The sequence below is a fragment of the Paenibacillus sp. FSL M8-0212 genome (assembly GCF_038004645.1).
In the GTDB taxonomy this organism is placed as follows: domain Bacteria; phylum Bacillota; class Bacilli; order Paenibacillales; family Paenibacillaceae; genus Paenibacillus.
This window is the reverse complement of sequence record NZ_JBBORP010000001.1, coordinates 1912899-1938249: the sequence shown is the minus strand read 5'-3', so window position 1 is coordinate 1938249 and position 25351 is coordinate 1912899. Positions and strand designations below refer to the sequence as shown.

The window sequence follows — 25351 nt, the reverse complement described above, 5'->3', positions numbered from 1 at the left end:
AAGCTCCATACAACATGAAGACTGGCAACGGACTGTGCTCGGTATAGATAAAGACTGAGTGGATCAGGAAGCTGGCGTGGGAGGATCTGTGGAGCTGCGACGAAGTTGGCAAAGATTGCTTGGACTATGGACGGATCGTCCTCGGCGGGAAGGCATGACCATTGCTGAGCGTTATACAATACAGGAACTGCTGGGTATGGGGAGCTATGGGCTGACATACCTGTGTACAGATGACCAGAATGGCAGGGAAGTGGCGTTGAAGGAGTCCAAGCCTAGCAAGGGCAGACTCTCTGCGAAGCTGTTGGAGCGGGAGGCGGACGTGATGAGACGTCTGCATCATCCGGCGATCCCTGATCTATTGGATGTGTTCACATCCGGGAGACGAAGTTATATCGTTACCGAATATATTCGTGGACAGACGCTGGAAGATTGCATATTTGAGCAAGGTCTTCGATATACGGAGCGGGAATGTCTGGAATTGGCAGGTCAACTGCTGGCGCCAGTGGCTCATGTGCATGAGCAGGGATATATTCATGGAGATGTGCGGATTCCCAATGTTATTTTACGTGAAGGGAAGGTGCATCTAATTGACTTTGGCCTGGCGAGACGCTTGGGGGAGCCGTTGTTGCCTGAGCTAAAGCGACGTATGCGTGAAGTCCCTGAGCCTGAAGATGAACCCGCTACACCAGATCATGACTTGCAGGATATCGGCCACTTTCTTCTCTTTATGCTGTATTCGGCTTACGAGCCAGAGAAGGGTCGTGAACCTGCCAGCTGGCAGGAGGAACTTAAGCTTACGCCGGAATTGCACCAGATGCTGGAGCGGCTCCTGGGACTTCGCCCGGGTTATGAAGGCGGAGCAATGGAGTTACGGGTAGAGATGGAACGTGTGTTGATGAAGGTAAGATGAATAAGTCCTATAGGCGGACCTATAATGGTTATTCGTGACCTCTTCGTATGATATCTGTAGGGGTCTTTTTCCTTTTTGCTATATAGAAACAATAAAGGGGTGTTCTGCTGGCCGTAAGTACGGCTAGCGAACACCCCTTTATTACATATTCATTTATTGTAGCGTCTAATAAGCTGCTGGTGCGATCATTGCTCTTTAAAAGCAGTCGTGAGAGCAGCTTAGCTGGAGCTGTATTTTCTGCTTTTGTAATACCCGGAGCCACTGCGACTGTCCCGGTATTTCACATCCGAAGAAGAATAGCGCTTGTAGGAACGCTTTCCTGAGGAACTGCTGTGACGTTTATAGGAGCGCCTGTCCGAGGAGCTGTAACGTTTGCGGTGAGATGAAGATTTGGAATCAATAAGTTTGCCGATAATCTTTTTGAACATGAGCTTTCACCCTTTCGACTTCAACTGTTTTAAGCATATACGTGGCTAGATCAGAAGGGGTTTCGATTTTTTCATGGATAATTGTATTCATTGGACAGGAGCTTGGCGTATAATAGGATGTTGCTGATTGCACGGAATTTTTTATTTTGAGTGTTTAGCGTTACAATAGAGGACAGGATAAGATTTTAACGGACAGGAGTAGTTATTATGATTACATTGAAGACCAAAGAACAGATTGAATATATGAAAAAAGCCGGAGAAATTCTCGCCGCATGCCATAGAGAAATTGCAAAGATGATTCGTCCAGGCATTACGACACAGGAGATCGACCAGTTTGCAGAAGCTTTTATGAAGAAAAATGGCGCTACGCCAGAACAAAAGGGATATAACGGATACCAATATGCGACATGTGCGTCGGTTAATGATGTGATCTGTCACGGGTTTCCGGGAAAATATGCACTGAAAGACGGCGATATCGTTACAATCGACATGGTGGTTAATCTGAATGGCTGGCTGGCGGATTCGGCTTGGTCATATGCCGTAGGTGAAGTGACTCCGGAAGCACAACATCTGCTGGATGTAACCAAAAACTCTCTGTACAAGGGCATTGAACTTGCCGTTGTGGGCAACCGGATCGGAGATATCTCCAATGCGATTCAAGTGTATGCAGAAGGTGAAGGCCTATCGGTTGTGCGTGAGTTTATCGGACACGGCATTGGTGAGAAGATGCATGAGGAACCACAAGTCCCTCACTACGGTCCGCCTCATCGGGGTCCGCGTCTCAAGGAAGGCATGGTTATTACGATCGAACCGATGCTGAATATTGGTACGTTCCGAAGTAAGCTGGATTCAGATGGATGGACTGCTCGTACTTTGGATGGAAGTCTGTCTGCCCAGTATGAACATACGATTGCGATTACGGCGGATGGTCCAGTGATTTTGACAGCACAATAATAGCCAAAAGCAGCTACAATGTGACGATATTTGCATATTTCAAGGCGGCCCACGTTTGTGAACCGCCTGTTTCGGTTTAAACTATTAAGAAGTGATAACACAGAGCCAGTGGTAAGTGATCTCAGCTGACAAGGGTTAACCTTGCGTCCACTTGGCAACAAGGAGGTAATTTTGGTGTCTTTAAATAAACAGATCGTACTTGCTTCTCGTCCCGAAGGTGCCCCATCCAGAGAGAATTTCAACTTCATTGATGCACCTCTTCCTGAACCGGAAGCTGGGCAAGTCCTGGTACGTACATTATATTTGTCGGTCGATCCGTATATGCGGGGCCGCATGAAAGATACAAAATCCTATGCTGCACCGTACGCGTTAAATGAAGTGATTAAGGGTGGAGCCATTGGACAGGTTGTGGAATCTTCGGAACCGAATCTGCGCAAAGGTGACCTCGTATCCGGTATGTGGGGCTGGCAGCAATATGCCGCAGTGAATACGGCTGATCTTTCGCTAATTGATACCGAAGAAGCACCAATCACGGCTTACCTGGGTGCGCTGGGCCTGACGGGTCTGACGGCTTATTTTGGTATGGAGGACATCGGCAAACCGAAGGACGGCGAAACGGTTGTTGTATCGGGAGCAGCCGGAGCGGTAGGCATGATTGCTGGTCAGATTGGTAAAATTGTGGGAGCGCGCGTGGTTGGTATTGCAGGCTCTGATGAGAAATGCGCTTATTTGAAAGAAAAGCTGGGCTTCGACGTGGTGTTGAACTACAAGAAGGAGCAGGATATGTCAGCGGCCATTGAACGGGCTTGCCCGGATGGTGTAGATGTCTACTTTGACAATGTGGGCGGTGACATCTCGGATGCAGTCTTGCGCCACATCAATCGGAATGCACGTATTCCGTTATGCGGTCAGATCTCATCCTATAATCTGGAGAAACCGGATATCGGGATGCGGCCACAGACGTTGCTGTTAACAAATACAGCATTAATGAAAGGTTTCCTGCTGGGTGACTATACGAAATCCTTCAAAGAAGGCCGCGCCAAGTTGGCGAAATGGATCAAGGAAGGTCATATCCAGTATGAAGAAAACATTGTGGATGGGTTCGAACAGACGCCGGAAGCATTCATGGGCCTCTTCTCGGGAGATAATCTGGGCAAGCAGCTGGTTAAGGTTGCAGATCCTGAATAGATATTGAATGGTTTACATGTACTATTAGTTTGAAAACGAAAAGACACGTTCTGCACACCGAGGGTGCAGCAGAACGTGTCTTTTTTATCTGTAAATCTATGCGTGGTCTATGTAGGGTGACTAGTGTTCGGCGACCAGCACTTCTTTGTAGTGTTTGTACATATATACACGCCAGCGTACAATCATGCCAAAAGCCAGCAGGAAGAACAATCCGCCCGTTTGCGGAATACTTACATATCGCTGGATGACTTCATGCAGGATCAGGCGTACGGCCAGCAATCCAAGCAAGATAAAAGCAAAGCTGCGAGAACGTGTGGCAAAAATTTCTTCGCCTACTCGTTCAAACCGTGTACTGCGAATGAGGGGATAGGAGAAGAGGAACCAGCCCACCAGAAACGCAATGAATGCCCAGAGTAGAGGAACATGTGTTGCCGGTACAACAAACATGAGAAATCCTGTGCTCATGCCGAGCGGAGGAATAAGGATTTTACGAATGGTCACCGGTCTGTGACTGGCTTTCATGCGGATGAAGATGGCAAGCAGTGCCATGACGAGCATGCCCACGGTTGCTCCGATTTGCAGGTAGTACGGACTGATTTGAGCCACGTAGAACTCCCTCTTTCTGGAATAATATGTTATCCGGAGATCCGGAACCCAATACGAATTGCCGGAATTTTCAGTTCCTATTATATCACAAACGCCGAAAGCCGATAGAAAGCTTAGTGTATCATATACCCGATATGTATTCACAGGGTGTATTTGAAAATTTTGTATTATTGTGCCCGTTGTAAGGCCGTTTATTCGATTAAGGGGAAATCATGCAATGATTGGACAACAATGGATGTATATCAAGCTTATCGGCTCACATCATAGAGGGTGGCTTGCAAGTAATACAGATTGGTTGGTACATGTGGTTAGCCTCATATGTGCAAGTGTACTGTTTCTTTTGCTGGTTATCTACAGTTATATCTTATGGTTGAAATATAATAGCAGACGCAGGGAAAAAGTGAAGACTACACTGATGCAGGAATTACTTTCCGAAGATTCAGTGTTACAGCAGTATCTGGGCCAAGGAGAAGTGAAAGCTGACTTACTGAATATGAGTGGAGATCAACAGAGTGTTTTGCAGCAACTGTTATTGCAACGGCTTGCTCAAGGTCCGGAAGAGCACGAGACTCTGCGAATTCGTCTGTTATCCTGGCAAGTCTTTGGAAGTTCATACCGGTCGGTTCTGAAGACGGGGAAGTGGAGTGAACGGGTCAACACGTTGTTATATATTGAACAGTTTCATATGATAAAGCTTCTGCCCAGGTTAGAGGATATGCTGCGGGTTACTTCCTGTACGCCGCTTGAACGCTTCATCATATTGCGCATATATGCCAGAACCGGTTATTTCAGAATCGTGAAGGAATTGATGCGTGAGCAATATGTATGGTCCGATTCGCAGTATCTGCAGATTCTGCTGTTGCTTACCGATTCATCCTGGACACGTCTTAAGGATCATTTCAAGGAGGTACCTTATCAGGTCCAGTCTAATATCGTCCATGCCATTCGTATTCGGGATGACCAGACGGAGGGTGCTGTTGTCCTACTGGAGAAGCTCATTCTTGGAGAGGATGCGCTGCTGCGTACCCATGCTTATCAGGCATTGTCTCAAGTGGGCAGAGGTCGCGAAGAGTTGCTGAAGGGGCTATTGCTGGTATGGAACGAATCTGGCGAGGAAAGGCAACGCTCTGAAAGACTAACAGTGACCCAGCTTATGGGCACTGTTCATGCGGATGCTTTTATTCCTAGACTGAAGGTAATGATGGGTGATCCTTCTTTTCAGATCAGACAGGAAGCGGCGAACTCCCTTGCCCGGTACGAGCAGGGACTTGAAGAACTCCGGGATACGGCTGTAAACCATCCGGATAGATATGCAAGGCAGATAGCGGAAGAAACGCTGGAAAGGATGCAGTATGGACGAAAGATGGATTGAGATGCTGCGGAGTTTTGTTTTGGCATGTTACGAGGGTATATTTATCTATCTGGTGCTTGCGATTTTGACGTGCAGTGTTCTGGTAGTTGCTGCCGCTCGCACATTGATCCCGAGAAGGGATCTGGACCCGCTGCAATATCACGAGATGTTGGATGAAGAGTTGGCTCCGGCGGTATCCCTGCTTGTCCCCATGCGTAATAGCGAGAATACGATCGTACAGCGAATTAATTGTCTGCTGGATATTCAGTATTCACGCTATGAAGTGATTATCATTAATGATGGATCAGAGGATGGAACAATGCCACAGTTAATAGAAACCTATGATCTGATGCCGATTCGGAGTAAAGTTCATTACTCGGGACTCGGTCAGGAGACGGCTCAGATTAAATGTGTCTACCAATCCAGGCTGCATCATCGTCTGATTGTGATCGACAAGGCGTATGGAGGACGAATGGACTCCTTGAATGCAGGTCTGAATATCTCGCAATATCCTTATATCGCCTCAGTTGGACCCCGGACATTTCTGGAACGGGATGCATTGGTGAAGATTATGAAACCCGTTATGGATGCTCTCCCAGGAGAAGAGGTCGTTGCTTGTAGTGGACGAGTAGATCTCATGGCCCCCAGAAATACGGATCAAACGGATTCAACCGACAACAGCACAAAACTTACGGGCAGTACATTGTATGTTATGCAGACCATTGAATACGTGCGTGCTTTTCTGATTAGCGGCGTGGGACTCGTTCGTTATAATATTAATGTGCTTTTATTTACAGCAGAAGTATTCGGTGTATTCAAAAAGAACCGGGTGATGGAAGTTGGGGGTTACAAGAGCGATGACCAGGTTGCTCACATGGAACTGGTAATGCGGTTACAGAAACATATGAAGCAGATCCGGGAACCTGGCCGTATTATATATATTCCCGATCCGATCTGCAGGGTAGAAGTACCTGGTACATGGCGTAAGCTGTGCAGACAGCGTATCGGTTGGCACATGCAGCTTGCAAGCAGTCTATGGACTCAGCGGAGCATGATCTTCAATCCGGCCTATGGCTGGATGGGGATGGTATCCATCCCGTATTTTATTTTGATCGAATTGCTGGGACCTGTGATGGAACTGGGAGCGATTTTGCTGTTCATCTCAGGCATAGGGCTACAATTGGTGGATATCAACCTATGCATCATTCTCGCTCTACTGCTGACGCTCTATGGTTCACTGTTGTCCGCAGGTATGGTAATGTTCGAGGTATGGTGTTCACGCAAAGCGTACACGTCAAGAGAGGTGACGCGTCTGTTATTGTATGCTTGTTCGGAGACGTTCTGGTTCAGACCACTGAATAACATATCCCGTATATATGGCATGTTGCAGGCTATGGGATTGCGGAAGGCAGAGGAAAAGGACAGCAGACATGGATTAGGGTAATCTAACGACCGATCCTGACAATACCTTGGAACAGAGCAAGGAGGAATACGCTTCATGAAAAAAAGTTACAGGCCAGCCACGATGTGGACGCTGGCTTGTTTTACAGTGGTATCAGTGGTGCTGGTTGTCCCCTGGATTATGTGGCAATCCCAGGCCCCGGTTCCACTGAACATCATGATTATTGACAAGAGCAGACCAGACTTATCCTATCAGGGGCACAAGGGGTTGGTTTGGCTTCTGAATCAACAGAAGATTGTACAGCACACAGGGGAATACTACTCGTATGAAGAGGATTATTACGGCTATGATCTTCAGGACGGGCTTCCACGGATGAAACAACTGCTGCCTGATGAGGTGACGGATACGGATCTGATCTATCTGACGGCGAATCGGAGTAGTCTGTCTGCACACAAGAATGAACGGAAGCAAGACGAAATTTATGAAGGATTAACAATATATGATGTGCAGAAGATCCGCGAGGCTGCGTATAAAGGGGTAACGGTTGTCGCTGAATACAGTGCATTGGCAAATACGGCTTCGAAAATGACCAGAGAGCAGCTGTATCCCATTTTGGGAGTGAACAGCAGTGGATGGCAGGGGAAATCGGTATCTAATCTGCAAAGTATGGAAGAAGTCCCCCGGTGGGTTCGGGCGAATTATGAGCAGCGGGAGAAGAAGAAATGGTCTTATCACGGAGCGGGTATGCTGCTGATCCATATGGATGGACAGGTCATGGTACTGGAGAAAGGTCCGGATGTGAAGACAGGCAATATACAGATTGCATTTACACCGGCAGGCAGCGATTGGAGCGGTATAACCCAGGATATACATTACAATGGCTGGTTCGATATCATTGTCCCGCAACAGCAGAATTCCATACTGGCCTGGTATAAGACGGATCTGACGGAGACAGGCGAGCAGAAGCTGGTGGATGCAGGAATTCCCGCGGAATTTGCTGCACTTGTCCGATATGACGACTATAATCGGTCGTATTACATGGCAGGGTCATTCGGAGAGATGAAGCATTATTCTTTTTGGCGCCGAATCCGGGGTTGGGAGGTCGTCCGGTCCAAGCTTACGCCAGATCAGAAAGATGTTCCGGACATGTTCTACTGGAAGGTGTATGTGCCCGTGATGAAGCATATTTTGAATGAAGTGCAGGATGGACGGCAACAATGGCCATAGGGTGGGTGTAAAGAAAAACGTTCGGATGGAGAGCAGGTAGTGAAAGGCCGTTCTTCTGGAGTGAGGACCGGGGATGTACATATTAGAGAAGCGCGTAGATGTGAGGGGCAGAAGTTTTGAGCGGAGCACGATATGTATCAGGCGGAAATTGAATTGCAATGTGTAATGCGATGCCGCTATGGCATCATGAACTGAAGTAACATATGTAGCAGACTCTAACGAACGTAGCGCGTCTTATTCGGCCTAATTTGCTACGTTGGTAGATCTAACGAATCACAGACACGTTAAATGATGGAATATGCTCATTTTGCCTGTCCCACTGCCAGTTTTCTATGAAATAGGGTGTGTGGGGTTCGTTAGATTTTTCTATCCGCTCTAATTGGTGTTATAGCGTGTCCTGGGTTCGTTAGACTTTGGCAAGAAGGTGGAACAGCAACGTAAAAAGGACTGCAGCGAATCTGCAGTCCTTTTTATGATACAACCCGTGCGTACTAGTTTTCGTGAAGATGCCGGAGTCCGTGCAGAAATGCGGATACGGTCAGACGCAGACTTTCGTCCGGATCAAAGTCCATGCCGAAGCCGCCTTGTGCCTCAATGGAGGCAAATCCATGGCAGAGGCTTCGCAAACCACGAACGGCGTGTAATGCTTCCGCTTCGGTTAGCGGGTAGGGCTGCAAGCTGTGCAGCAGCAACTCCAGCGTGGCTGTGCTGGCCGCGGCGAGCTGTGGCTCCTCGCGGTCCGGGGCATGGAATGAGGCTTCGTACAGCCCGGGGTGCTCGCGGACGAAGCCAATGTATGCCGCAGCGATGGCCTGGATGGCATCATCGCCAGTGCGGTCAGCAGTAGCCGCGGTTAATGCGCGGCTGAGCTGTTGTACGGACATCAGCGCCATTTCCTGGCGAAGCCCGGGAAGTCCGCTGATGTGGTTGTAGAGCGACGGCGAGCGCACATCCAGCCGCTGGGCGAGTGCGGCCAGTGTCAGCGCCTGAAAGCCGTCGCTGTCAGCAAGCTGGGCTGCGGCGCTGAGCAGAGCGCCGCGATCCAGCCCTTGCCGGGGGCTCATCGTTGCCCCCCGGCAAGATCGTACCGCTGCTGTGCATCAGCGGTTGCCGCGCGCATGGCGCCCGCGGGCTGGCGCAGCATCCGTCCGTGGCCTACAGCCAGCACGGACGGTTCCAGCTCCGCCAGGCGCTTCGCGCTGGCCAGAGCCGCTTCGCGGTTCCACGTTGCCAGCGCGGGGAACGGAAAGAGCGGGCGCACGCGGCCGGATACGGCAAGGCCGCCGTGCAGCTGGTACGCGTCGCCAGCGATGAGCACGCGGCTGCGCGTATCCATGAAGGACATATGTCCCGGCGTATGTCCTGGTGAGGCAATGGCGACCAGTGAACCAATCTGGTCACCGTCATCCAGCAAGTGGTTTGGCTGGGTGCGCACCGCTTTGGGCTTGGGCACGCCGCCGCGTACCGGGGTTTGTGGTTCACCGGGAAGAAGGGAAGTGTCACCCTCCAATAGCCGTGCATCCCGTCTGGAGATGAAGACCTCAGCTTGGGGTAGTGCCTCTTTGAGACGATCCAATGCACCAATATGGTCGCTATGAGCGTGAGTCAGAATGATCTTGGTAATGGGTTTTCCAAGGGACTGGGCAGTTGCCAAAATCCCCTTAAAACTGAACGGTATTCCGGCATCAATCAGGGTTAATCCATCTTCCTCTTCAACCAGATATACGTTCACAGGGAAGAGTCTTGGAAAAAACGTAACTTGAACGACATCAAACTCTCGGGTAATGCGCATCGATAAACCCTCCTTAAAACTAATGATATTAGTATAATAACTAATGGCATTAGTTTTAGCAATACTTGTTGTTCATTTTATTCAAATAAAAAAAATTTGAAATAATGATTCACTTTACAAAAAAAGCGTTTTCAAATTGAAGATTACCGATTATAATAATCACGTAAGCCCTTTCATATGTCTATCTTATTGGAGCCCTTCGCGTAGCGGAAGGCTCACTTTTTTTGTCTTTTTTAGATTAGAATGAAGACGGGATGTTAATCCCAGCTTAATTGTGTTGATGAGCTGTAAGTATTGGTATAACAGGAAAAATCACGTTTGATCTCCATCCTGGTTGAAAGTTGACAAACATAACTGTTATTCATATAATGACAGTTATACTTACCTTGGGTTGGAGTTCATCGGTGTTGTAAGCCGGGAAGGAGTAAGTTATGAACAGCGAATTTACCATAGCGGTGCATTGTCTTGTTTTTCTGTCGATGAGAGATGAGTGTATGGCCAATAGTGAAGATTTGTCCCAGAGTGTGGGTACACACCCGGCCAGAGTCCGTAAGGTACTTAGTGTTCTGCGCAAGCATGGTTACCTGACGACCAAGGAAGGTGCTCATGGTGGGTACTTGCTTAGCCGTCCAAGTGAAGAGATCAAGCTTGGAGAATTGTACAGACTGGTAGCTGGTGGCTCACTCGGTCCCAATTGGTGCTCAGGGGAGTCCGGTTCATCGTGCGTGGTATCTTCCAATATGCAGGATGTGATGGGGAACATATATAACGGAGGCGAAGAGGCGCTCAGCGCTTATTTTGACCGTATATCCATTCAGGATGTGAAAGAGCGTATAGGTCATGGGGAAGCGATAACCTTGTCGCTGAATGGATTGCCTGCAAAGGAGAAGTCCTGACGGAGTCCACAACGAATGGTTCTTCATGACATGGCCTTGGTTTAGTCAGGCATGGTGGACAAGTTATGGCATTGGCGTGTGCTCCGGTGAAAGATCCATTGATGTTCTCAGGCGATTCCGGGCATAACGTGAACACAGATGGGGAGAGATCGTCTGCGCTGATGTTATTTTCGGAAGGCAAATCCTTGGTAGAGTAAACTTCGAGATCACCTTGCGGAAGTAAAAGAAGAATAAACAAATTAGATTCTGGGGAGTGGAACACATGTCAGGCATTGAAAAAAATGAAACACTTCGCGTCATTAGCGAACGCCATGCTGTCAAAAAGTACGAAAAAGGGTTTGAATTGCCTGAAGCTGATCTCAATGCGATTCTGACAGCAGCTGTGGAAGCACCATCTTCATGGAACCTGCAACACTGGAGATTCCTCGTGATTGAATCCGAAGCAGACAAAGCGAAATTGCTGCCAGTTGCTTACGGTCAAAGTCAGATCGTGGAAAGTTCGGTTACGATTGCTGTTCTCGGAGATTTGGAAGCAAACCGTAACACGGTAATCTACGATCAAGCTGTTGAAGCAGGCGCACTGACTGCTGAGGTTCGTGACGCATTGGTTGGACAGATCAACGGTGCTTACCAAAGCCCGCAAATCGCTCGTGATGAAGCGATCCGCAATGCATCCTTTGCTTCCCAAAATATTATGCTTGCTGCACGCTCCCTGGGTTACGATACATGTCCAATCGGTGGATATAATCCACAAAAACTGATCGAAACATTCAACATTCCTGCACGATTTGTGCCAACGTTGTTGATCACTGTAGGTAAAGCGGCACAGCCAGCTCGCCCGTCAGGACGTTTGCCGTTGTCTGAGGTTGTTGTTAAAGGTTCTTTCTAAGTTAGAAAGTTAAATCTGATGATTTTGCATCAGTGATATAAGTATAATACAAACAGCCGTACTTTCCTGTTGAGGGAAAGTGCGGCTGTTTGGCATATTGGGGTTGTATGGAAAAGTCCAAACTCACTTTAGTGGTGACTCCAATAGATCAGATTCCACACTAAAGTGAGTTCGTAGCTTCCAACATGAAATGATTACTTCTCAGGTGTTTCCGGGATTTGTGGTGCATGGAACGATTCCATGTACTCGATTGCGTTATACATCATCACTGCTGCTTCGGCACGGGTAATCGTTTGTTTGGGATTGAAGTTTCCGTCGGCATCCAGTTCATTGATTTTGAGAACAAGTGAACGCTGAATGGCACCTTGATACTCTGGCGTAAGTTCCTGTTCGTCGGTAATATCCACAGGTTTGATATTAATCATTGGCAGACCGCCTTTGGCCTCGATGCCTTGCATCAGGAACAGTGTGAATTGTTCACGAGTAAGCGGTTTGGACGGATCGATACCCTGTGACATCTGGATGCCATTATATTGCGCGCGGATAAATGCATCACTGTACCATACGCCATCTTTTACAGCAGAGAAGTAGTCACTCGGTACCGGCATTTTGATAAAACGAATCGTGTCCAGATTCAGATTCAGGCCGTCCGCAATCAGTTGAATGCCCTGAGCGGTATTTAACTCCAGTTCAGGTTTGAACAAGCTGTCACTCACGCCTTTGATGAATCCATCCTGATGGAGAGATTCGATTTTGTCAGCTCCTGCGATACCTTGAATATCCGTGAATTGGGCCTGCGCCGCGTTGATCGGTCCTGCACTTAGAGACAGCGTGAGCAGAGCTCCCGCAGTTAATGTAGCAAGTATATTTTTTTTCATGATAGGTTCGCCTCACTTTTCCAGGGATGATCCCTTTATATAAAAGTTATTTGCCCCTATAGACGACCCTTCTGTTCAAAAGGTTGCTGGAATTTGCCAATTGAATTCATGAGGATTCTGAAAGGCTTAAGTGAAGCACACGGCATCTATCCTTTGGATTTATTTCGATAATCCGTGGGTGAACGTCCCATCATTTTGCTGAACAGACGGGAGAAGTAGTACGGGTCCTTGAATCCAAGTTCCGAACTGATCTGTTTCACGGTCCAATCGGTAAAATCCAGATAGCGGCAGGAATGCTGAATCTTGAGCCGCAGGAAATAATCGATGGGCGAATGCCCCGTAGCTTGCTTGAATAACTGAGAGTAATGAGGGACAGACAGCCGGGCATGTGCCGCCAGTTCCTTGAGGGTGATTCCGTTCTCCAGGTGCTCCAGCATATATTGAACGGATTGTTCAGCCGCACGTTTGCTGCTTACAATCCCGCCATCCGTTCCGGTTGTCTCCGGTCCATAAGCGAGCATACCAAGCATATAACCGATAATCTGGGAGGCATATGTCATCGTCTGCATGGAGTAACCTGTCTCTAGCGCGCCGTAACATTCATGGAACAGCTCAAGCCATTTTTGAGCCTTGGCTGGTGGCATGGTGGTGATATGATGGGTTAACAAGGGTTCTATGTAGGTTAAAGCGTGTTCCCCGCGCAGATGAATCCAGAAGATGCTCCATGGTTCAGCTGTGTTGGCACCATACACATGAGGAACATGTGCAGGCAATATGACGAGGTTTCCCGGGCGGACATCATAAGTCTTGCTGCCATCCATCGTATACCAGCCTGTACCTTGGGCACAGTACATCAGAATGTGTGACTCACAACCATCGGGACGGTCTCGGTAATGATGCTCCGCTTCGTGAAAATAACCGATATCGGTAATGTATAATCCGGACGTGACCGGATAAGCTGCGGTTTCTTGCAGCAGTGAGTCCGGAAGCACAATGAGTTTTTGCATACGAAATCCGTCAGATTTACGCTGTAGGGGTGGTCTGTTGTTAGGTCTCATACTTTGTATTATGGTGAGAGGGGATAAGGGAGTCAATGACGGATATGAGAGCGCTCACCGGAGTTGTTCTCAATATAGAAAGCCACGTTACAGGAAGTGAAGCAGTAGCCCGTGAATTGGGTAAGTACATACTAGTGGGAAGAATCAGAACAGTGAATATATAGGATAAGGGAGAGATTAGATATGGAACCAGTCACAACTCAGGAAACACTTTTCTATACAGGTACGTATGCGTCAGCGGATGAACCAGGAATATTCCTATGTGCGTTGAATGCGGATACAGGAGAGATGCGAATCGTCAATCACATGGATGGCGTGGATAATCCGTCTTATCTGGCGTTATGCCCAGATGGAAACTGTCTGTATGTGGCGAGTGAGACGGACGAGGGAGAGGTGTTGGTCTATCGTAGAGATGCAGCAACGAGTGAGCTGCACCTGATGGATCGAAAACAGACCAGAGGGGCTTCTCCATGTTATGTGTCTGTTTCCACGGATGGTCAGTGGGTGTTCTCATCCAACTATAGCAGCGGCAGTGTCAATGTATTCCCGGTTGGCGATCAGGGGACGCTTGGTGAGATGAGTGCATGGGTGGAGCACACGGGAAGTGGAATCAACGAAGAACGGCAGGAAGGGCCGCATGCACACTCCATTCAGCCAGATCCGTCCGGGCAGTATGCTGTCGTATGTGACCTCGGTCTGGATCAGATCATTGTGTATCGGTTGGAAGAGGGACGTCTGGTAACCCATCGTGAGATGGATCAGCCACCAGGCGCAGGGCCAAGGCATCTTGTGTTCCATCCCAACTCGAAGTGGGCATATGTAATCAACGAATTGAACAACACCGTTACGGCATTCCTATACGATGAGCGCAGAGGGGAGTTCACTACGGTGCAGCACATCTCCACACTTCCAGAAGGGCACAAAGGAGAGGGGACGGCTGCAGACATCCGTATATCTCCATGTGGACGTTTCCTGTATGCATCCAATCGGGGAGATGACAGCATCGTGCTCTATCATATTGATCAGGAGAGCGGTGAGTTGGAAGCCGTAGAGTGGACGTCCACGATTGGGCAGACACCGCGTAACTTTAATATTTTGCCAGGTGGGATTCTGGTCGTGGCAAATCAGGACAGTAATAACCTCGTAGGTTTCCAGATCAGTGAAGAAGACGGACGCCTGACGCATAACGGGTTCAAGCTGGAACTGCCTCGTCCGGTATGTATTGCGCCTGTGGTATAAAAGTTGTAATACGGTGAAGAGAACGTGAAATACTACATCTAAAAAGTGGTCAAATAAGCTGTGAAATCATGGAGAAACACATGGTTTTACAGCTTGTTTAGGCTTTTTATGCGAACATGGGAATCGTCCCATATCCGTGAGTCAGTTGATTGCGATTCCAGTTGACTGAAGCAATTCGAAGAATGGGCAACGGCTAACCGAAGGAGAAATCCTTCGGCTTTTTTATGTACCAACCATTCATTTACTAAATTAGACCTATAGATGGAATTATATGTTTAATTTAAAATGAATATATTAAAGCGCTTACATAAAAGATGGCGCTACAAGGGCATCGGGCTTACCAATACAATTGGGGAGGCAATTGTTTATGGGAAATCGTTCATCATTGTGGAAGCGCACATTACGTACAGCGGGAGTGTCCCTGCTGAGCTCCGTGCTACTGGTGACTTCGCTTGGCCTTGGTAACACGCCGGTTACACATGCAGCGGGTGCTAGGCAGATGGAATATCTGGATCGCGGTGTGGTGGCTGTGAAGACCGGGACAGGTGTGTTTGTCAGTTGGCGGCTTCTGGGTACGGAAGGTTCGAATGTATCATTTAACGTTTATCGGGATGGAACCAAAGTGAACGCTACGCCCATAACAAACAGCACCAACCTTCAGGATGCAAGCGGGACAAGCAGTTCCAAATACACGGTTCGCGCTGTAGTGAGTGGAACGGAGCAGGCTGCTTCAGCGGCAGCGAGCGTGTGGGGCAACAACTATTTGTCTGTTCCTCTTAGTGTACCCGCTGGTGGGACAACGCCTGATGGAGTAGCCTACACCTACAGTGCCAACGATGCCAGTGCAGGTGACCTGGATGGTGATGGTGAGTATGAATTGATTGTGAAGTGGGACCCCTCCAACTCTAAGGATAACTCTCAGAGCGGTTATACCGGGGAAGTGTTTATCGATGCCTACAAATTAAACGGAACACGCCTCTGGCGAATTAGTTTGGGCAAAAATATCCGTGCCGGCGCTCACTACACCCAATTCATGGTGTATGATCTCGACGGTGATGGCAAAGCCGAAGTTGCGATGAAAACGGCAGATGGCACCAAGGATGGCACCGGCGTGGTCATCGGGGATGCAAGCAAGGATTACCGCAATTCCAGCGGTTATGTGTTGTCTGGTCCCGAATTCCTGACGGTTTTCAATGGGCAGACTGGCAAAGCGCTATCCACAGTGAACTACGAACCAGCACGTGGCAATGTGTCCGACTGGGGAGATAACTACGGCAATAGAGTGGACCGATTCCTTGCCGCCATTGCGTATCTGGATGGAGAGCGCCCAAGCCTGGTCATGGCGCGTGGATACTACACCCGTACCGTACTGGTAGCTTATAACTGGCGGAATGGACAGCTGACCAAACAATGGACATTTGATTCCAATACGTCCGGTAACTCAGGTTATGCTGGGCAGGGTAATCACAATCTGAGTGTGGCGGACGTAGATGGAGATGGGAAAGACGAGATCGTTTATGGTGCCATGGCGGTGGATGACAACGGCAAAGGATTGTACACGACAGGACTTCATCATGGCGATGCCATGCATCTGAGTGACCTCGACCCGGACCGCCCTGGACTTGAGGTATTTCAGGTCCATGAGACACCGTCCAATGCCGGAGTGGAATTCCGGGATGCAGGTACAGGCCAATTAATCTGGGGAGCCAAAACAACGAAAGATATTGGACGCGGCATGGCGGCAGATATCGATCCAAGATATAAAGGCGCTGAAGTATGGGCAGACGGCAGTCTGTATACAGCCAAAGGGCAGAAACTCGGGACAACCCTGCCGTCCTCCACGAATTTTGGAATCTGGTGGGATGGTGATCTGCTCCGTGAACTGCTGGACAGCAACCGAATCGATAAGTGGAACTATGCCAATAACACAACGATGAACCTGCTCACCGCTTCCGGCGTATCTTCGAACAACGGAACCAAGTCTACGCCGAATCTGCAGGCCGACCTGTTCGGAGACTGGAGAGAAGAAGTGGTATGGCGGACGAATGACAGCTCAGCGCTGCGGATCTACACCACAACAGCAGTTACGGACAAACGCCTCTATACGCTGATGCATGATCCAGTGTACCGTCTTGGCATCGCTTGGCAAAATGTAGCCTACAACCAACCGCCACACACCGGCTTTTATCTAGGGGAAGGCATGAACACACCACCCGTACCGAATATCAGGTATGCGGGCAGATGAGGAATGGACAAGGTGTGGCCGTCCAATTCCGTTCATGTTTACAATAGCCAGCGAAGCATGGGATTCGCTGAAGGGAACAACGGACGATGGTTCGTTGTTCCTCTTTTTTTTGCCAATAGCCCAGAAATCCGGTAAAAATCGGAAAAAACGTTTGACAGGTATATAGACTGCCTTTATTATACGTATATAACTTACTAAACAGGTAGGAATAATAAAAATGAGTCTGTTTTCATTGTGAAAACGGTCATTTTAAAGACAGATGCAACCATGCAACCTGAACAGAATAACGTTCTCACCGTATAGACGGAGGAACACCGCAGCGCATCCTTTCCGGATGAAGCATGCACGGCCTTAAGCCGGCATGACTTTATGGGGAGAAGTGCGCGGGGGTTCCTCCGTCTTCTTGTTTTTTTACGGGGCGTTCGATCCTGTTCAGCCGGCCTGAGGTAGTCATGCAGATCTATATCGGGGGAGTGTTATTCATGAAAAAGAGAATTCATAAGGGTATTTTGGTTGGTCTGGCACTGGTATTAACAGGAGTTCTGGCAGCATGCGGATCGGATAGTGGCGGGTCCAGTGCGGCAGGAACATCGGGGGGAGCGGAAGGCGGCACAGAAGGGCCCAAGGCCATCGAACTGCTGAATGTTTCCTATGATCCAACGCGGGAACTCTATGAACAATATAACAAAGCGTTTGCGGCGCATTGGTTGAAAGAGAAAGGCCAGGAAGTGACCATCAAGCAGTCCCATGGGGGATCGGGTAAACAGAGTCGTTCTGTTATTGACGGACTGGATGCAGACGTGGTGACGCTGGCGTTGGGATACGATATTGATGCGATTGAAGATAAAGGTCTGATTAACGAAGGCTGGCAGGATAAATACGAGTATAACAGCTCTCCGTATACCTCTACGATTGTATTCCTTGTACGTAAAGGTAATCCAAAAGGCATCAAGGACTGGGATGATTTGATCAAAGGGGATACACAAGTCATCACACCGAACCCAAAAACGTCCGGCGGGGCGCGCTGGAACTATCTGGCGGCATGGGGATATGCCCTTAAGCATAATAACAATGATGAAGAGAAAGCGAAGGAATTTGTTGGTGAATTGTTCAAACATGCGCCTGTGCTGGATTCGGGTGCTCGCGGGTCTACGACAACGTTTGTTGAACGTGGCATTGGGGATGTGCTTCTTGCTTGGGAAAATGAAGCTTTCCTATCGGTAAAAGAGTTGGGTCCGGACAAATTCGATATTGTCGTGCCTTCGGTTAGTATCTTGGCTGAACCACCCGTTGCAATTGTGGACAAAAATGCAGACAAAAAAGGAAGCCGCGACGTGGCGGATGCCTATCTGAAATATTTGTACAGTGAAGAGGGACAGACGATTGCGGCTGAAAATTATTACCGCCCAACGCTGGACAGCGTGGAGGAAAAATTCAAGGATCAGTTCCCGGCGCTTGAACTGTTCACGTTGAAAGATGTATTCGGCACATGGCGGGATACTCAGGCCAAACATTTTAATGACGGTGGTATCTTCGACCAGATCTATGTTCCAGGCAGCTAAGATTGCTCTGTTTAGTGAACACCCGATCAATCGCGCTGTGAGCGGCCAACCAGCCCTACCGGCTGAAGGCAGAGAGGATGAACGTGCATGAGCAAGGTGATGGTGGCGCGGAGACGCACATTGCCGGGATTTGGATTAACGATGGGTTACAGTGTGTTCTACCTAAGCCTGGTTGTACTTATTCCACTGGCTGCGCTGTTGTTTAACTCCACAGGACTGACGTGGGCAACCATGATTGAAGTTGCGACCAATCCCAGGGTGCTGGCTTCATTCCAGGTCAGCTTCCTGACCGCAGGTGCAGCGGCGCTGATTGATCTCGTGCTGGGGTTACTCCTGGCATGGGTGCTTGTTCGGTATGAATTCCCGGGTAAAAGGCTGTTTGATGCGGTCATTGATCTGCCTTTTGCCTTGCCGACAGCGGTAGCAGGGGTTGCTCTTACGGCGATCTATGCCGGCAATGGCTGGATTGGTCAGTTTGTAGAGCCTTTGGGCATCAAGCTGGCCTATTCACAGGCCGGGATTACGCTGGCGCTGATGTTTATCGGCATTCCGTTCGTAGTTCGCACGGTGCAACCGGTGTTAGAGGAGCTGGAGGCGGAGGTGGAAGAGGCGGCTGCCACACTGGGAGCAGGAAGATGGCGGATATTCCGTACCATTCTGCTGCCGGATCTGATTCCGCCACTGCTGACCGGGTTTGCTCTGGCTTTTGCCCGGGGCATTGGCGAATATGGCTCCGTTGTATTTATCTCAGGTAATATGCCGATGAAAACGGAGATTGCCCCCTTGCTGATCATGGCCAAGCTGGAGCAGTTCGATTATGCAGGCGCTACAGCTGTAGCTCTGCTGTTGCTACTGGTTTCTTTCATCCTGCTGCTGATTATTAATTCCTTGCAACGTTGGAGCCGGAAGGCGGGCAGGGCATGAGAATGAAACATGATGCAATAAGGATATTAAAAGACGTCACTCACCCAAACCAAAGGAGGTGCGGCATATGGCGGGTTCCGTTCCACTGAGCCCTGTTCCACCCGTACGAGCTGGCCGCGGAACGAACCGTGCAACAACGGAAGCTCCATGGGTCAAATGGTTATTGATTGGACTGGCGAGCTTGGTACTCATATGGCTGCTTATATTGCCACTGGCCATTGTGCTCATGGAGGCGTTGAAGCAGGGATGGGGCGTGTATATTGCCGCTCTTACCGAGCCGGATGCCATGTCTGCACTGAAACTCACGTTATTGGTTGCGGCGATTACAGTGCCGCTGAATACGATATTTGGTGTGGCCGCTGCCTGGGTCATTACCAAGTTTCAGTTCAAGGGCAAGGGACTCATGATCACGCTGATTGATCTTCCCTTTTCCATCTCACCTGTGGTGGGCGGGTTGATCTTTGTATTGGTCTTTGGTTCCAATGGGTGGTTTGGGCCGTGGCTGTCCGAACATGATATCAAAATCATTTTTGCGCTGCCAGGCATTGTCATAGCAACGTTGTTTATTACCTTCCCTTTCGTAGCGAGAGAACTGATTCCGCTGATGGAGGACCAGGGAACCCGGGAAGAGGAAGCGGCGGTTACGCTGGGTGCTTCCGGGTGGCGAATCTTCTGGAGTGTAACCTTGCCCAACATCAAATGGGGGCTGCTGTACGGCATTATTCTGTGTAATGCCCGTGCTATGGGTGAGTTCGGAGCGGTATCTGTGGTCTCCGGACATATCCGCGGAGAGACCAATACACTGCCGCTGCATGTGGAGATTTTGTATAACGAATATCAATTCTCGGCTTCGTTTGCCGTAGCTTCCCTGCTCCTGATTCTGGCTCTTGCCACGTTGCTGCTCAAGAGCTGGCTTGGACATAAAGCCGTTTCAGAAAAGTGATTATGAGAAGAAGAAAATACAGATTGACAGCTACTGGAAGCCCTGATAATGTATAAACCAAGTATATAGGTTGGATAAGAATGATTTATAAATCCGTTGGATGACAGCGTACTTAGGAATATGGCGGGCAATAGCCCGAGAAGAGGAGGCGGCTCTATGGCTAAGCCGTTAAAAGTGGATGAGGTATGGTTGGACCGAATTGCCGGACAGCTGAATGACATGGAGTTTGGTTCTTTGCATATCGTGGTGCACGAAGGTCAGATTGTGCAGATGGAGCGGACCGAACGCAAGCGTTTTGAAAATACGCCCTCAGGCAGCGCCTCCAAATCCGGAAGCACGGCACGAAGCAGTTCAGCCCGTTCACTACGCGGATCAAATGCGAGTGCAAAGGGATAGAGAGTGCCGTTGTATCAGGGAAGGATGGGTGTATAGGAATACACATGTATAATCCAGAAACTCATGGGAAATGTATGTTTCACACTGTCCTACCTATTGCGCACGACTTGTTTCCTTATGCTCCTTATACCAATGATTCGCTTCAAGCAGCACCTGTTGCCCACCTGCATCCATGAATTCTTCCACAAAGGTATCGAAATACCCCACAGGCTGATCGCCGGTGATGATGGAGATGTACGCTCTGTCTCTCATGCGAATCAATTCAGATGAATATTGAATCAGGGCAGGGGTTGCAACCTCCAGGCGATTATAGATACCATTCTCCGTCAACCCTGCAGATGCAGCCCACTGTTCACGTTTATCCGAGGGTGTACCTGGAACCGTCATGCCGATACTTGAGCCGATCATATTAATATAATTCTCCATTCTGTTGTATGGGTAAAGTAAATGGAACGAGTTTGGATCTTCAGCGCTCCAATTCCAGTGTTTTCCTGGAAGGCCATACTCCATTTTGATCTGCTCCTCCGGATCGGGGTTGGCACTTACATAATCGAGTATCTCCAAAATTTTCTCCAGTTTCCCCGGCTCCTTCGCAGCCTCAGCACCTATAGCAATAAAATTCATCAGCAGATTGTTCCCTTTTGAACCGCTATGTCCATCAGGACCAATAACAGGAGAACCAAATACAACCTCTGCAGCTGCGTTCTTCTGTAACAGCTCATTAACATTGAACGAGGCTCCCACAGGGGTTGCTTGGCCATTTTCATTGAGGACACTGTAGTCTCCCTCTTGATTCCAATGATAGTAGTTGCCCATCGAGGTCATCCCAATTTTTCCATTAATAAAAGCATGGGATAGATGTTTATAACCACCCTTATTTTCGCCGGTTATAAATTCAGGGTCGATAATCCCGTCCCGATACCACTTTTGCATATAAGTTAGGGCTTTTTTCATCTCCGGCTCCAAAGCGCCGATCACGAGTTGGTTGTTTTTTTCATTAAAATACAGCTGCTCGGTGAAAACGGTCTGTCCAAAGGCGCCAAACACGACATTTAAGCCCTCTCTGGATAGGCCATACGTATCCTTTTTACCATTCCCGTCCGGATCATCTTTGGCAAAAGCATACATAACCGTCTCAAATTCCTCTAATGTCTTCGGTACGTCCAGACCAAGCCGCTTAAGCCAGTCCTCTCGATATACGACAGGAGTTCGATAGATGTTGGTCTCATTTATGGCCGGTATTCCATATAAGCTGCCGTTTATTTTTCCATACTCCAGATAACGTGAGTCATAATTGCGAATTCGCTGTACGATATTTGGCGCATATTGTTCAAGTACATCCGGGGGGATTTCCGCTAAAACCCCCTGCATTTGATACTTCAGCAGATCATGCGGCTGCCTAATCCGGAACAGATCCGGTATTTTACCTTGAGCAAGCTCCAGATCAAGCAGTTCCTCGTACCGCTTGTTCTCAAGGTTCCACACCTCCAGATCGACATCAAACCGATCCTCAATATAGGCAATCATCTCCGCGTCTTCAGGAACAGGAACATTTTGATGCATGGTCCAGGATATCGTGTATTGTGGTGCTGTCTCCTTCTCAGCGCTTGCTAGATGGTCTTGCTGCACTTGTGCTGTTTCTCTCCCTAGAAAGGTACACCCACTTGTAAACACGAGAAGGAGAAGCATTGCGGAATATAGACATAGCTTTCTCGAAAGGTTGATGTTCATAGCAGCTCCTTTACTAATTTTAAATTCTATATAGGTTCAAATTTAACATTTACACAATAACGGAGAGGACAGAAAGAACCTGAAGAAGCGAAGCGTTCGCCTTTATTCCCGGATTTCCACTTTTAGAAAAGGGATCAAAGAAATCTGGGAATAACAGCGATCGGAAGGTTGTTCTGTCATCGGAGTGTCCGTGTAAATATTCCTAATTGACCCTATATAGATCCCTGTTCCATTAGACTGCGCATAAAGTTTTTTGGCGTACAGCCGTGAATTTCTTTGAACTTTTTAATGAAATAAGCAGGGGTTCGGTAACCGACAGTACTTGCGACCTGCTCAACCGTAATTTCGCGTTGTGTCATGAGTTCCCGTGCGCGTTCCATTCTCTGATTCGTAACATATTCGGAATAAACAATCCCGGTTTCTTCCTTGAAAAGTTTACTGAGATATTTAGAGCTGATGAATACTTGCTCTGAGACATGATCCAGCGTGAGATCGCCCGATAAGTGCTCACGAACATAGGCTTTGACAGCCGAGATGGTATCCACACTTCGTACCTCACTTCGCTTCTCCATATGCATCACAAATTCGGTGACGAGATGAATGATCCATTCCGAATAGCGGTTGATATTGTAGAACAATGAAAATTGCTTGTACAAATTCAATGAATTCGCCTCGGCGGGCTGCCAACGAACCTGATTAATACACTCAGCGTAAATAGATACCGTTTTTAATAAGATGATCCGACTGTATTCGGCGGAATAGGGGCCTTCCTTTAATGTCGCGACCAATTCCTGAATGGCCTGAACCGTACCTTGCACATCCCGAGTCTGCAATTTCTTCTCAAAATTTACGAGGTATGAGTCCGAAATTTCCAAGCTGCTGGCTTCCCTGTTCAGAAGATCAAGATCCTGAATGGCAGATTGCTCGGGAAAAAAGTAGCTGTATCGAATCAGGGTATTCGCCTGATGATAACTTGTGTGAATCTTCGTGAAGTGTTCTACCCATCCGCCTAACGATAGTACAAATTCCAGACCAAATCTGCTGCTCGCCTCAGCGTGAATAAAGTCTACAATGTGATCAGAGAGAGGTGCCTCCGGTTGATTGGTACAGATGATGACCGCGATTTTGTGATCCTGCAATTCCTCTGCCAGCAGTTGAGTTCCATCCATTTCTGCGATCTCCAGTTGCTGGATCATCGTATACAACGTATGCTGCAACTGTCGTGGCTGCAGATCCTTCCACTTCTCATTGACAGGGTCAATGACGATGCAGCGAAAGCGGGAGTAAGCCATCGAAATGTGAACAGATTGCAGTTGCTCCGTAAGTTCCTCAGGTGTAAATCGATTATTTAACATATTAAGCATGATACTATGCTTAATCATTCTGTGATTGGCCTGTAAGGTTTCTTCAAGACTATCAACTTTATTGGACAGACTATTAAACGTTGTATCGATGAACCGATATTCGTCCTGCTTTAAGCTGGTTGGGCTATCCATCCGGCTCTTGATGTTATTCAGGATTCGCTTAAGAGGACTATAGTTGGCCCTGGTAAAGATAGACGACATCGCTATCCCAACCGCAACAGCCAATAAACCGAGAAGAACCGAAATCTCCTTCAAGCTATCCAATTTATAATAGAAGCTTTCATTAGGTGTGGTGGTGTAGATTCTCCATGTATTTCCTTTAAATTGATCTTGGGTAACGACATGAGAGTCATAGTTAAATACAGGCGTGAAGCTCTCATCTGAAGAATGAAAGGTGAGCAGCGACTGCGTCAGATTCTCCTCCGTGGAGCTGCCTATCAACGTTTTGTCCGCGGCAGATATGACAGTTCCGTCCTGGTCGATGATTAATGTATTCGCATAGTCAGCAGGGAGCATATTTTTAATGATCTGACTGATCGCTGACTCTTTGATATCAATCGCAATCATGGCCGTACTGTCCTGTCCAGACGATTGAAACGGGTAACTGTGGACATAGGAAATCAGAGGACTCATGTTGTCCTGTTCCCGTGATTCGATATAAGCATCCTGAGGCACCATGCGAGTCTTCATCCATAAGGAGCTTTCTGGAGTCTCTTTCATCGCAGCAATCCAATCCGTCGTATGATCCACACTCGAAGGCGTGTCCTCATAGAGCAATAGCCCATATACAGATGAGACAATGAAGTGGTTCTTCGTATCGTACACATGAATAGCTTCAATGAGATCGGAATAATTTTGCACCATATTTTTGAGGGACTGTTCGATGTCCAGGATTTTGCTATGGTTTCCTTTTAAGCTATCTAGATCGATACTTGCAGCGTTACCGAGTGCCAGGGACAGATAAACCTGATTCACCTTCTGGATAACGGAGCTCTCAATAGTATTGACAGTGCTTTTCAGCGAAAGTTGATTATTGATTCGAATTTCTTTGCTGTATTGATGGGAGAAGAAGAGGTATAGAATGGAGCCGAAAAGAAGCGCAATGACAAGAACGACAGCAAGGTAGGAAAGAACCATTTTGGATCTCACAGATTGAAATGGCTTAAGCATTCTTTTTCCCCCTTCATTTCTCTTTTCTAAACAACTTCATCATTATATAGCAGGCCGAGGACTAGAAATCATGTTGATCGAAATTTAACAAACTCCCACTCCATAATTTACTTTCAGTTAATAAAGCGTTTACAAAAGTAGGTATTTTAATTGATAAATGTAGTATCTAACTCCATTGTTGTTGGCATATAAGCTCCG

At 48.1% G+C, this 25351-nt stretch carries 24 protein-coding genes; 16 read left to right on the top strand and 8 right to left on the bottom strand.

Annotated elements, in window-relative coordinates; translation table 11 throughout:
* The first annotated feature begins 58 nt into the window (after positions 1 to 58).
* Positions 59 to 910 carry a serine/threonine protein kinase gene (locus tag MKX68_RS08520; RefSeq protein WP_340910790.1) on the top strand — a complete coding sequence of 284 codons (852 nt, stop codon included), beginning with the start codon at positions 59 to 61 and terminating at the stop codon, positions 908 to 910.
* Between the two features lie 218 nt (positions 911 to 1128).
* Here MKX68_RS08520 and MKX68_RS08515 read toward each other — a convergent pair whose 3' ends face one another.
* Positions 1129 to 1338 carry a hypothetical protein gene (locus MKX68_RS08515; RefSeq protein WP_017690946.1) on the bottom strand — a complete coding sequence of 70 codons (210 nt, stop codon included), beginning with the start codon at positions 1336 to 1338 and terminating at the stop codon, positions 1129 to 1131.
* Positions 1339 to 1545: 207 nt separating this feature from the next.
* Here MKX68_RS08515 and map point away from each other — a divergent pair, with 207 nt between their 5' ends.
* Positions 1546 to 2292: a type I methionyl aminopeptidase gene (map, locus tag MKX68_RS08510; RefSeq protein WP_211084250.1), complete on the top strand. Its 747-nt coding sequence runs from the start codon at positions 1546 to 1548 to the stop codon at positions 2290 to 2292.
* Positions 2293 to 2466: 174 nt separating this feature from the next.
* Positions 2467 to 3480: an NADP-dependent oxidoreductase gene (locus MKX68_RS08505; protein WP_076215938.1), complete on the top strand. Its 1014-nt coding sequence runs from the start codon at positions 2467 to 2469 to the stop codon at positions 3478 to 3480.
* Between the two features lie 120 nt (positions 3481 to 3600).
* Here MKX68_RS08505 and MKX68_RS08500 read toward each other — a convergent pair whose 3' ends face one another.
* Complete coding sequence (locus MKX68_RS08500; RefSeq protein WP_179088578.1) at positions 3601 to 4086, bottom strand: CcdC family protein; 486 nt, start codon at positions 4084 to 4086, stop codon at positions 3601 to 3603.
* A 217-nt stretch (positions 4087 to 4303) separates the two neighbouring features.
* Here MKX68_RS08500 and MKX68_RS08495 point away from each other — a divergent pair, with 217 nt between their 5' ends.
* Genes MKX68_RS08495 through MKX68_RS08485 form a run of 3 tightly spaced genes read left to right on the top strand, consistent with a single transcriptional unit; the run spans position 4304 to position 8066 of the window.
* Positions 4304 to 5458, top strand: coding sequence for a HEAT repeat domain-containing protein (locus MKX68_RS08495; RefSeq protein WP_340910786.1), 1155 nt, complete (start codon positions 4304 to 4306; stop codon positions 5456 to 5458).
* On the top strand, positions 5439 to 6881 hold the full coding sequence (locus MKX68_RS08490; RefSeq protein WP_340910783.1) for a glycosyltransferase family 2 protein: 1443 nt from the start codon (positions 5439 to 5441) through the stop codon (positions 6879 to 6881). The genes MKX68_RS08495 and MKX68_RS08490 overlap by 20 nt, the downstream gene beginning before the upstream one ends.
* A 54-nt stretch (positions 6882 to 6935) precedes the next feature.
* On the top strand, positions 6936 to 8066 hold the full coding sequence (locus MKX68_RS08485) for a hypothetical protein (protein WP_340910780.1): 1131 nt from the start codon (positions 6936 to 6938) through the stop codon (positions 8064 to 8066).
* Between the two features lie 491 nt (positions 8067 to 8557).
* Here the strand turns inward: MKX68_RS08485 and MKX68_RS08480 are convergent, their stop codons facing one another.
* Complete coding sequence (locus MKX68_RS08480; protein WP_339786724.1) at positions 8558 to 9130, bottom strand: TetR/AcrR family transcriptional regulator; 573 nt, start codon at positions 9128 to 9130, stop codon at positions 8558 to 8560.
* Positions 9127 to 9858, bottom strand: coding sequence for an MBL fold metallo-hydrolase (locus tag MKX68_RS08475; RefSeq protein WP_340910778.1), 732 nt, complete (start codon positions 9856 to 9858; stop codon positions 9127 to 9129). The genes MKX68_RS08480 and MKX68_RS08475 overlap by 4 nt, the downstream gene beginning before the upstream one ends.
* Positions 9859 to 10289: 431 nt before the next feature.
* On the opposite strand from MKX68_RS08475, the gene MKX68_RS08470 reads away from it, so the two are divergent.
* From MKX68_RS08470 to MKX68_RS08460, 3 genes are all read left to right on the top strand, one after another.
* On the top strand, positions 10290 to 10754 hold the full coding sequence (locus tag MKX68_RS08470; protein WP_091038227.1) for an RrF2 family transcriptional regulator: 465 nt from the start codon (positions 10290 to 10292) through the stop codon (positions 10752 to 10754).
* A 65-nt stretch (positions 10755 to 10819) separates the two neighbouring features.
* On the top strand, positions 10820 to 10951 hold the full coding sequence (locus MKX68_RS08465) for a hypothetical protein (protein ID WP_268745231.1): 132 nt from the start codon (positions 10820 to 10822) through the stop codon (positions 10949 to 10951).
* Between the two features lie 65 nt (positions 10952 to 11016).
* The gene (locus MKX68_RS08460; protein WP_340910772.1) at positions 11017 to 11643 is read left to right on the top strand and encodes a nitroreductase family protein; all 627 of its coding nucleotides are present in this window, start codon (positions 11017 to 11019) and stop codon (positions 11641 to 11643) included.
* A 194-nt stretch (positions 11644 to 11837) separates the two neighbouring features.
* On the opposite strand, the gene MKX68_RS08455 is transcribed toward MKX68_RS08460, so the two are convergent.
* The gene (locus tag MKX68_RS08455) at positions 11838 to 12521 is read right to left on the bottom strand and encodes an S-layer homology domain-containing protein (RefSeq protein WP_100528617.1); all 684 of its coding nucleotides are present in this window, start codon (positions 12519 to 12521) and stop codon (positions 11838 to 11840) included.
* Between the two features lie 146 nt (positions 12522 to 12667).
* Complete coding sequence (locus MKX68_RS08450) at positions 12668 to 13528, bottom strand: AraC family transcriptional regulator (protein ID WP_340910768.1); 861 nt, start codon at positions 13526 to 13528, stop codon at positions 12668 to 12670.
* 234 nt (positions 13529 to 13762) lie between these two features.
* Between MKX68_RS08450 and MKX68_RS08445 the strand changes: the two genes are divergently transcribed.
* From MKX68_RS08445 to MKX68_RS08415, 7 genes are all read left to right on the top strand, one after another.
* Entirely contained in the window at positions 13763 to 14818 is a 1056-nt protein-coding gene (locus MKX68_RS08445) for a lactonase family protein (protein WP_340910767.1), read from the top strand.
* A 367-nt stretch (positions 14819 to 15185) separates the two neighbouring features.
* Positions 15186 to 17063 (top strand): rhamnogalacturonan lyase, encoded by a 1878-nt coding sequence (locus MKX68_RS08440; RefSeq protein ID WP_445671065.1) that lies wholly within the window; start codon positions 15186 to 15188, stop codon positions 17061 to 17063.
* Between the two features lie 34 nt (positions 17064 to 17097).
* Complete coding sequence (locus MKX68_RS08435; protein ID WP_340910765.1) at positions 17098 to 17229, top strand: hypothetical protein; 132 nt, start codon at positions 17098 to 17100, stop codon at positions 17227 to 17229.
* Positions 17230 to 17545: 316 nt separating this feature from the next.
* Positions 17546 to 18625, top strand: coding sequence for a sulfate ABC transporter substrate-binding protein (locus MKX68_RS08430; protein WP_338590451.1), 1080 nt, complete (start codon positions 17546 to 17548; stop codon positions 18623 to 18625).
* 87 nt (positions 18626 to 18712) lie between these two features.
* Positions 18713 to 19549: a sulfate ABC transporter permease subunit CysT gene (cysT, locus tag MKX68_RS08425; RefSeq protein WP_017690928.1), complete on the top strand. Its 837-nt coding sequence runs from the start codon at positions 18713 to 18715 to the stop codon at positions 19547 to 19549.
* A gap of 67 nt (positions 19550 to 19616) precedes the next feature.
* A complete protein-coding gene (gene cysW, locus MKX68_RS08420; RefSeq protein WP_074093283.1) occupies positions 19617 to 20492 on the top strand; it encodes a sulfate ABC transporter permease subunit CysW in 876 nt (291 codons plus the stop codon).
* Positions 20493 to 20648: 156 nt separating this feature from the next.
* Positions 20649 to 20888: a YezD family protein gene (locus MKX68_RS08415; RefSeq protein WP_036607453.1), complete on the top strand. Its 240-nt coding sequence runs from the start codon at positions 20649 to 20651 to the stop codon at positions 20886 to 20888.
* A gap of 93 nt (positions 20889 to 20981) precedes the next feature.
* Here MKX68_RS08415 and MKX68_RS08410 read toward each other — a convergent pair whose 3' ends face one another.
* Together MKX68_RS08410 and MKX68_RS08405 are read right to left on the bottom strand one after the other, a co-directional pair.
* On the bottom strand, positions 20982 to 22451 hold the full coding sequence (locus MKX68_RS08410) for an extracellular solute-binding protein (protein WP_340910762.1): 1470 nt from the start codon (positions 22449 to 22451) through the stop codon (positions 20982 to 20984).
* A gap of 380 nt (positions 22452 to 22831) precedes the next feature.
* A complete protein-coding gene (locus MKX68_RS08405; RefSeq protein WP_338590459.1) occupies positions 22832 to 25153 on the bottom strand; it encodes a helix-turn-helix domain-containing protein in 2322 nt (773 codons plus the stop codon).
* Positions 25154 to 25351: the final 198 nt, after the last annotated feature.

Coding starts and splice junctions, on each gene's coding strand:
- MKX68_RS08515 (WP_017690946.1), bottom strand. CDS start 1,338: ATGTTCAAAAAGATTATCGGCAAACTTATTGATTCCAAATCTTCATCT.
- map (WP_211084250.1), top strand. CDS start 1,546: ATGATTACATTGAAGACCAAAGAACAGATTGAATATATGAAAAAAGCC.
- MKX68_RS08495 (WP_340910786.1), top strand. CDS start 4,304: ATGATTGGACAACAATGGATGTATATCAAGCTTATCGGCTCACATCAT.
- MKX68_RS08490 (WP_340910783.1), top strand. CDS start 5,439: ATGGACGAAAGATGGATTGAGATGCTGCGGAGTTTTGTTTTGGCATGT.
- MKX68_RS08485 (WP_340910780.1), top strand. CDS start 6,936: ATGAAAAAAAGTTACAGGCCAGCCACGATGTGGACGCTGGCTTGTTTT.
- MKX68_RS08480 (WP_339786724.1), bottom strand. CDS start 9,130: ATGAGCCCCCGGCAAGGGCTGGATCGCGGCGCTCTGCTCAGCGCCGCA.
- MKX68_RS08475 (WP_340910778.1), bottom strand. CDS start 9,858: ATGCGCATTACCCGAGAGTTTGATGTCGTTCAAGTTACGTTTTTTCCA.
- MKX68_RS08470 (WP_091038227.1), top strand. CDS start 10,290: ATGAACAGCGAATTTACCATAGCGGTGCATTGTCTTGTTTTTCTGTCG.
- MKX68_RS08465 (WP_268745231.1), top strand. CDS start 10,820: ATGGCATTGGCGTGTGCTCCGGTGAAAGATCCATTGATGTTCTCAGGC.
- MKX68_RS08460 (WP_340910772.1), top strand. CDS start 11,017: ATGTCAGGCATTGAAAAAAATGAAACACTTCGCGTCATTAGCGAACGC.
- MKX68_RS08455 (WP_100528617.1), bottom strand. CDS start 12,521: ATGAAAAAAAATATACTTGCTACATTAACTGCGGGAGCTCTGCTCACG.
- MKX68_RS08450 (WP_340910768.1), bottom strand. CDS start 13,528: ATGCAAAAACTCATTGTGCTTCCGGACTCACTGCTGCAAGAAACCGCA.
- MKX68_RS08445 (WP_340910767.1), top strand. CDS start 13,763: ATGGAACCAGTCACAACTCAGGAAACACTTTTCTATACAGGTACGTAT.
- MKX68_RS08440 (WP_445671065.1), top strand. CDS start 15,186: ATGGGAAATCGTTCATCATTGTGGAAGCGCACATTACGTACAGCGGGA.
- MKX68_RS08435 (WP_340910765.1), top strand. CDS start 17,098: ATGTTTACAATAGCCAGCGAAGCATGGGATTCGCTGAAGGGAACAACG.
- MKX68_RS08430 (WP_338590451.1), top strand. CDS start 17,546: ATGAAAAAGAGAATTCATAAGGGTATTTTGGTTGGTCTGGCACTGGTA.
- cysT (WP_017690928.1), top strand. CDS start 18,713: ATGAGCAAGGTGATGGTGGCGCGGAGACGCACATTGCCGGGATTTGGA.
- cysW (WP_074093283.1), top strand. CDS start 19,617: ATGGCGGGTTCCGTTCCACTGAGCCCTGTTCCACCCGTACGAGCTGGC.
- MKX68_RS08415 (WP_036607453.1), top strand. CDS start 20,649: ATGGCTAAGCCGTTAAAAGTGGATGAGGTATGGTTGGACCGAATTGCC.
- MKX68_RS08410 (WP_340910762.1), bottom strand. CDS start 22,451: ATGCATCAAAATGTTCCTGTTCCTGAAGACGCGGAGATGATTGCCTAT.
- MKX68_RS08405 (WP_338590459.1), bottom strand. CDS start 25,153: ATGCTTAAGCCATTTCAATCTGTGAGATCCAAAATGGTTCTTTCCTAC.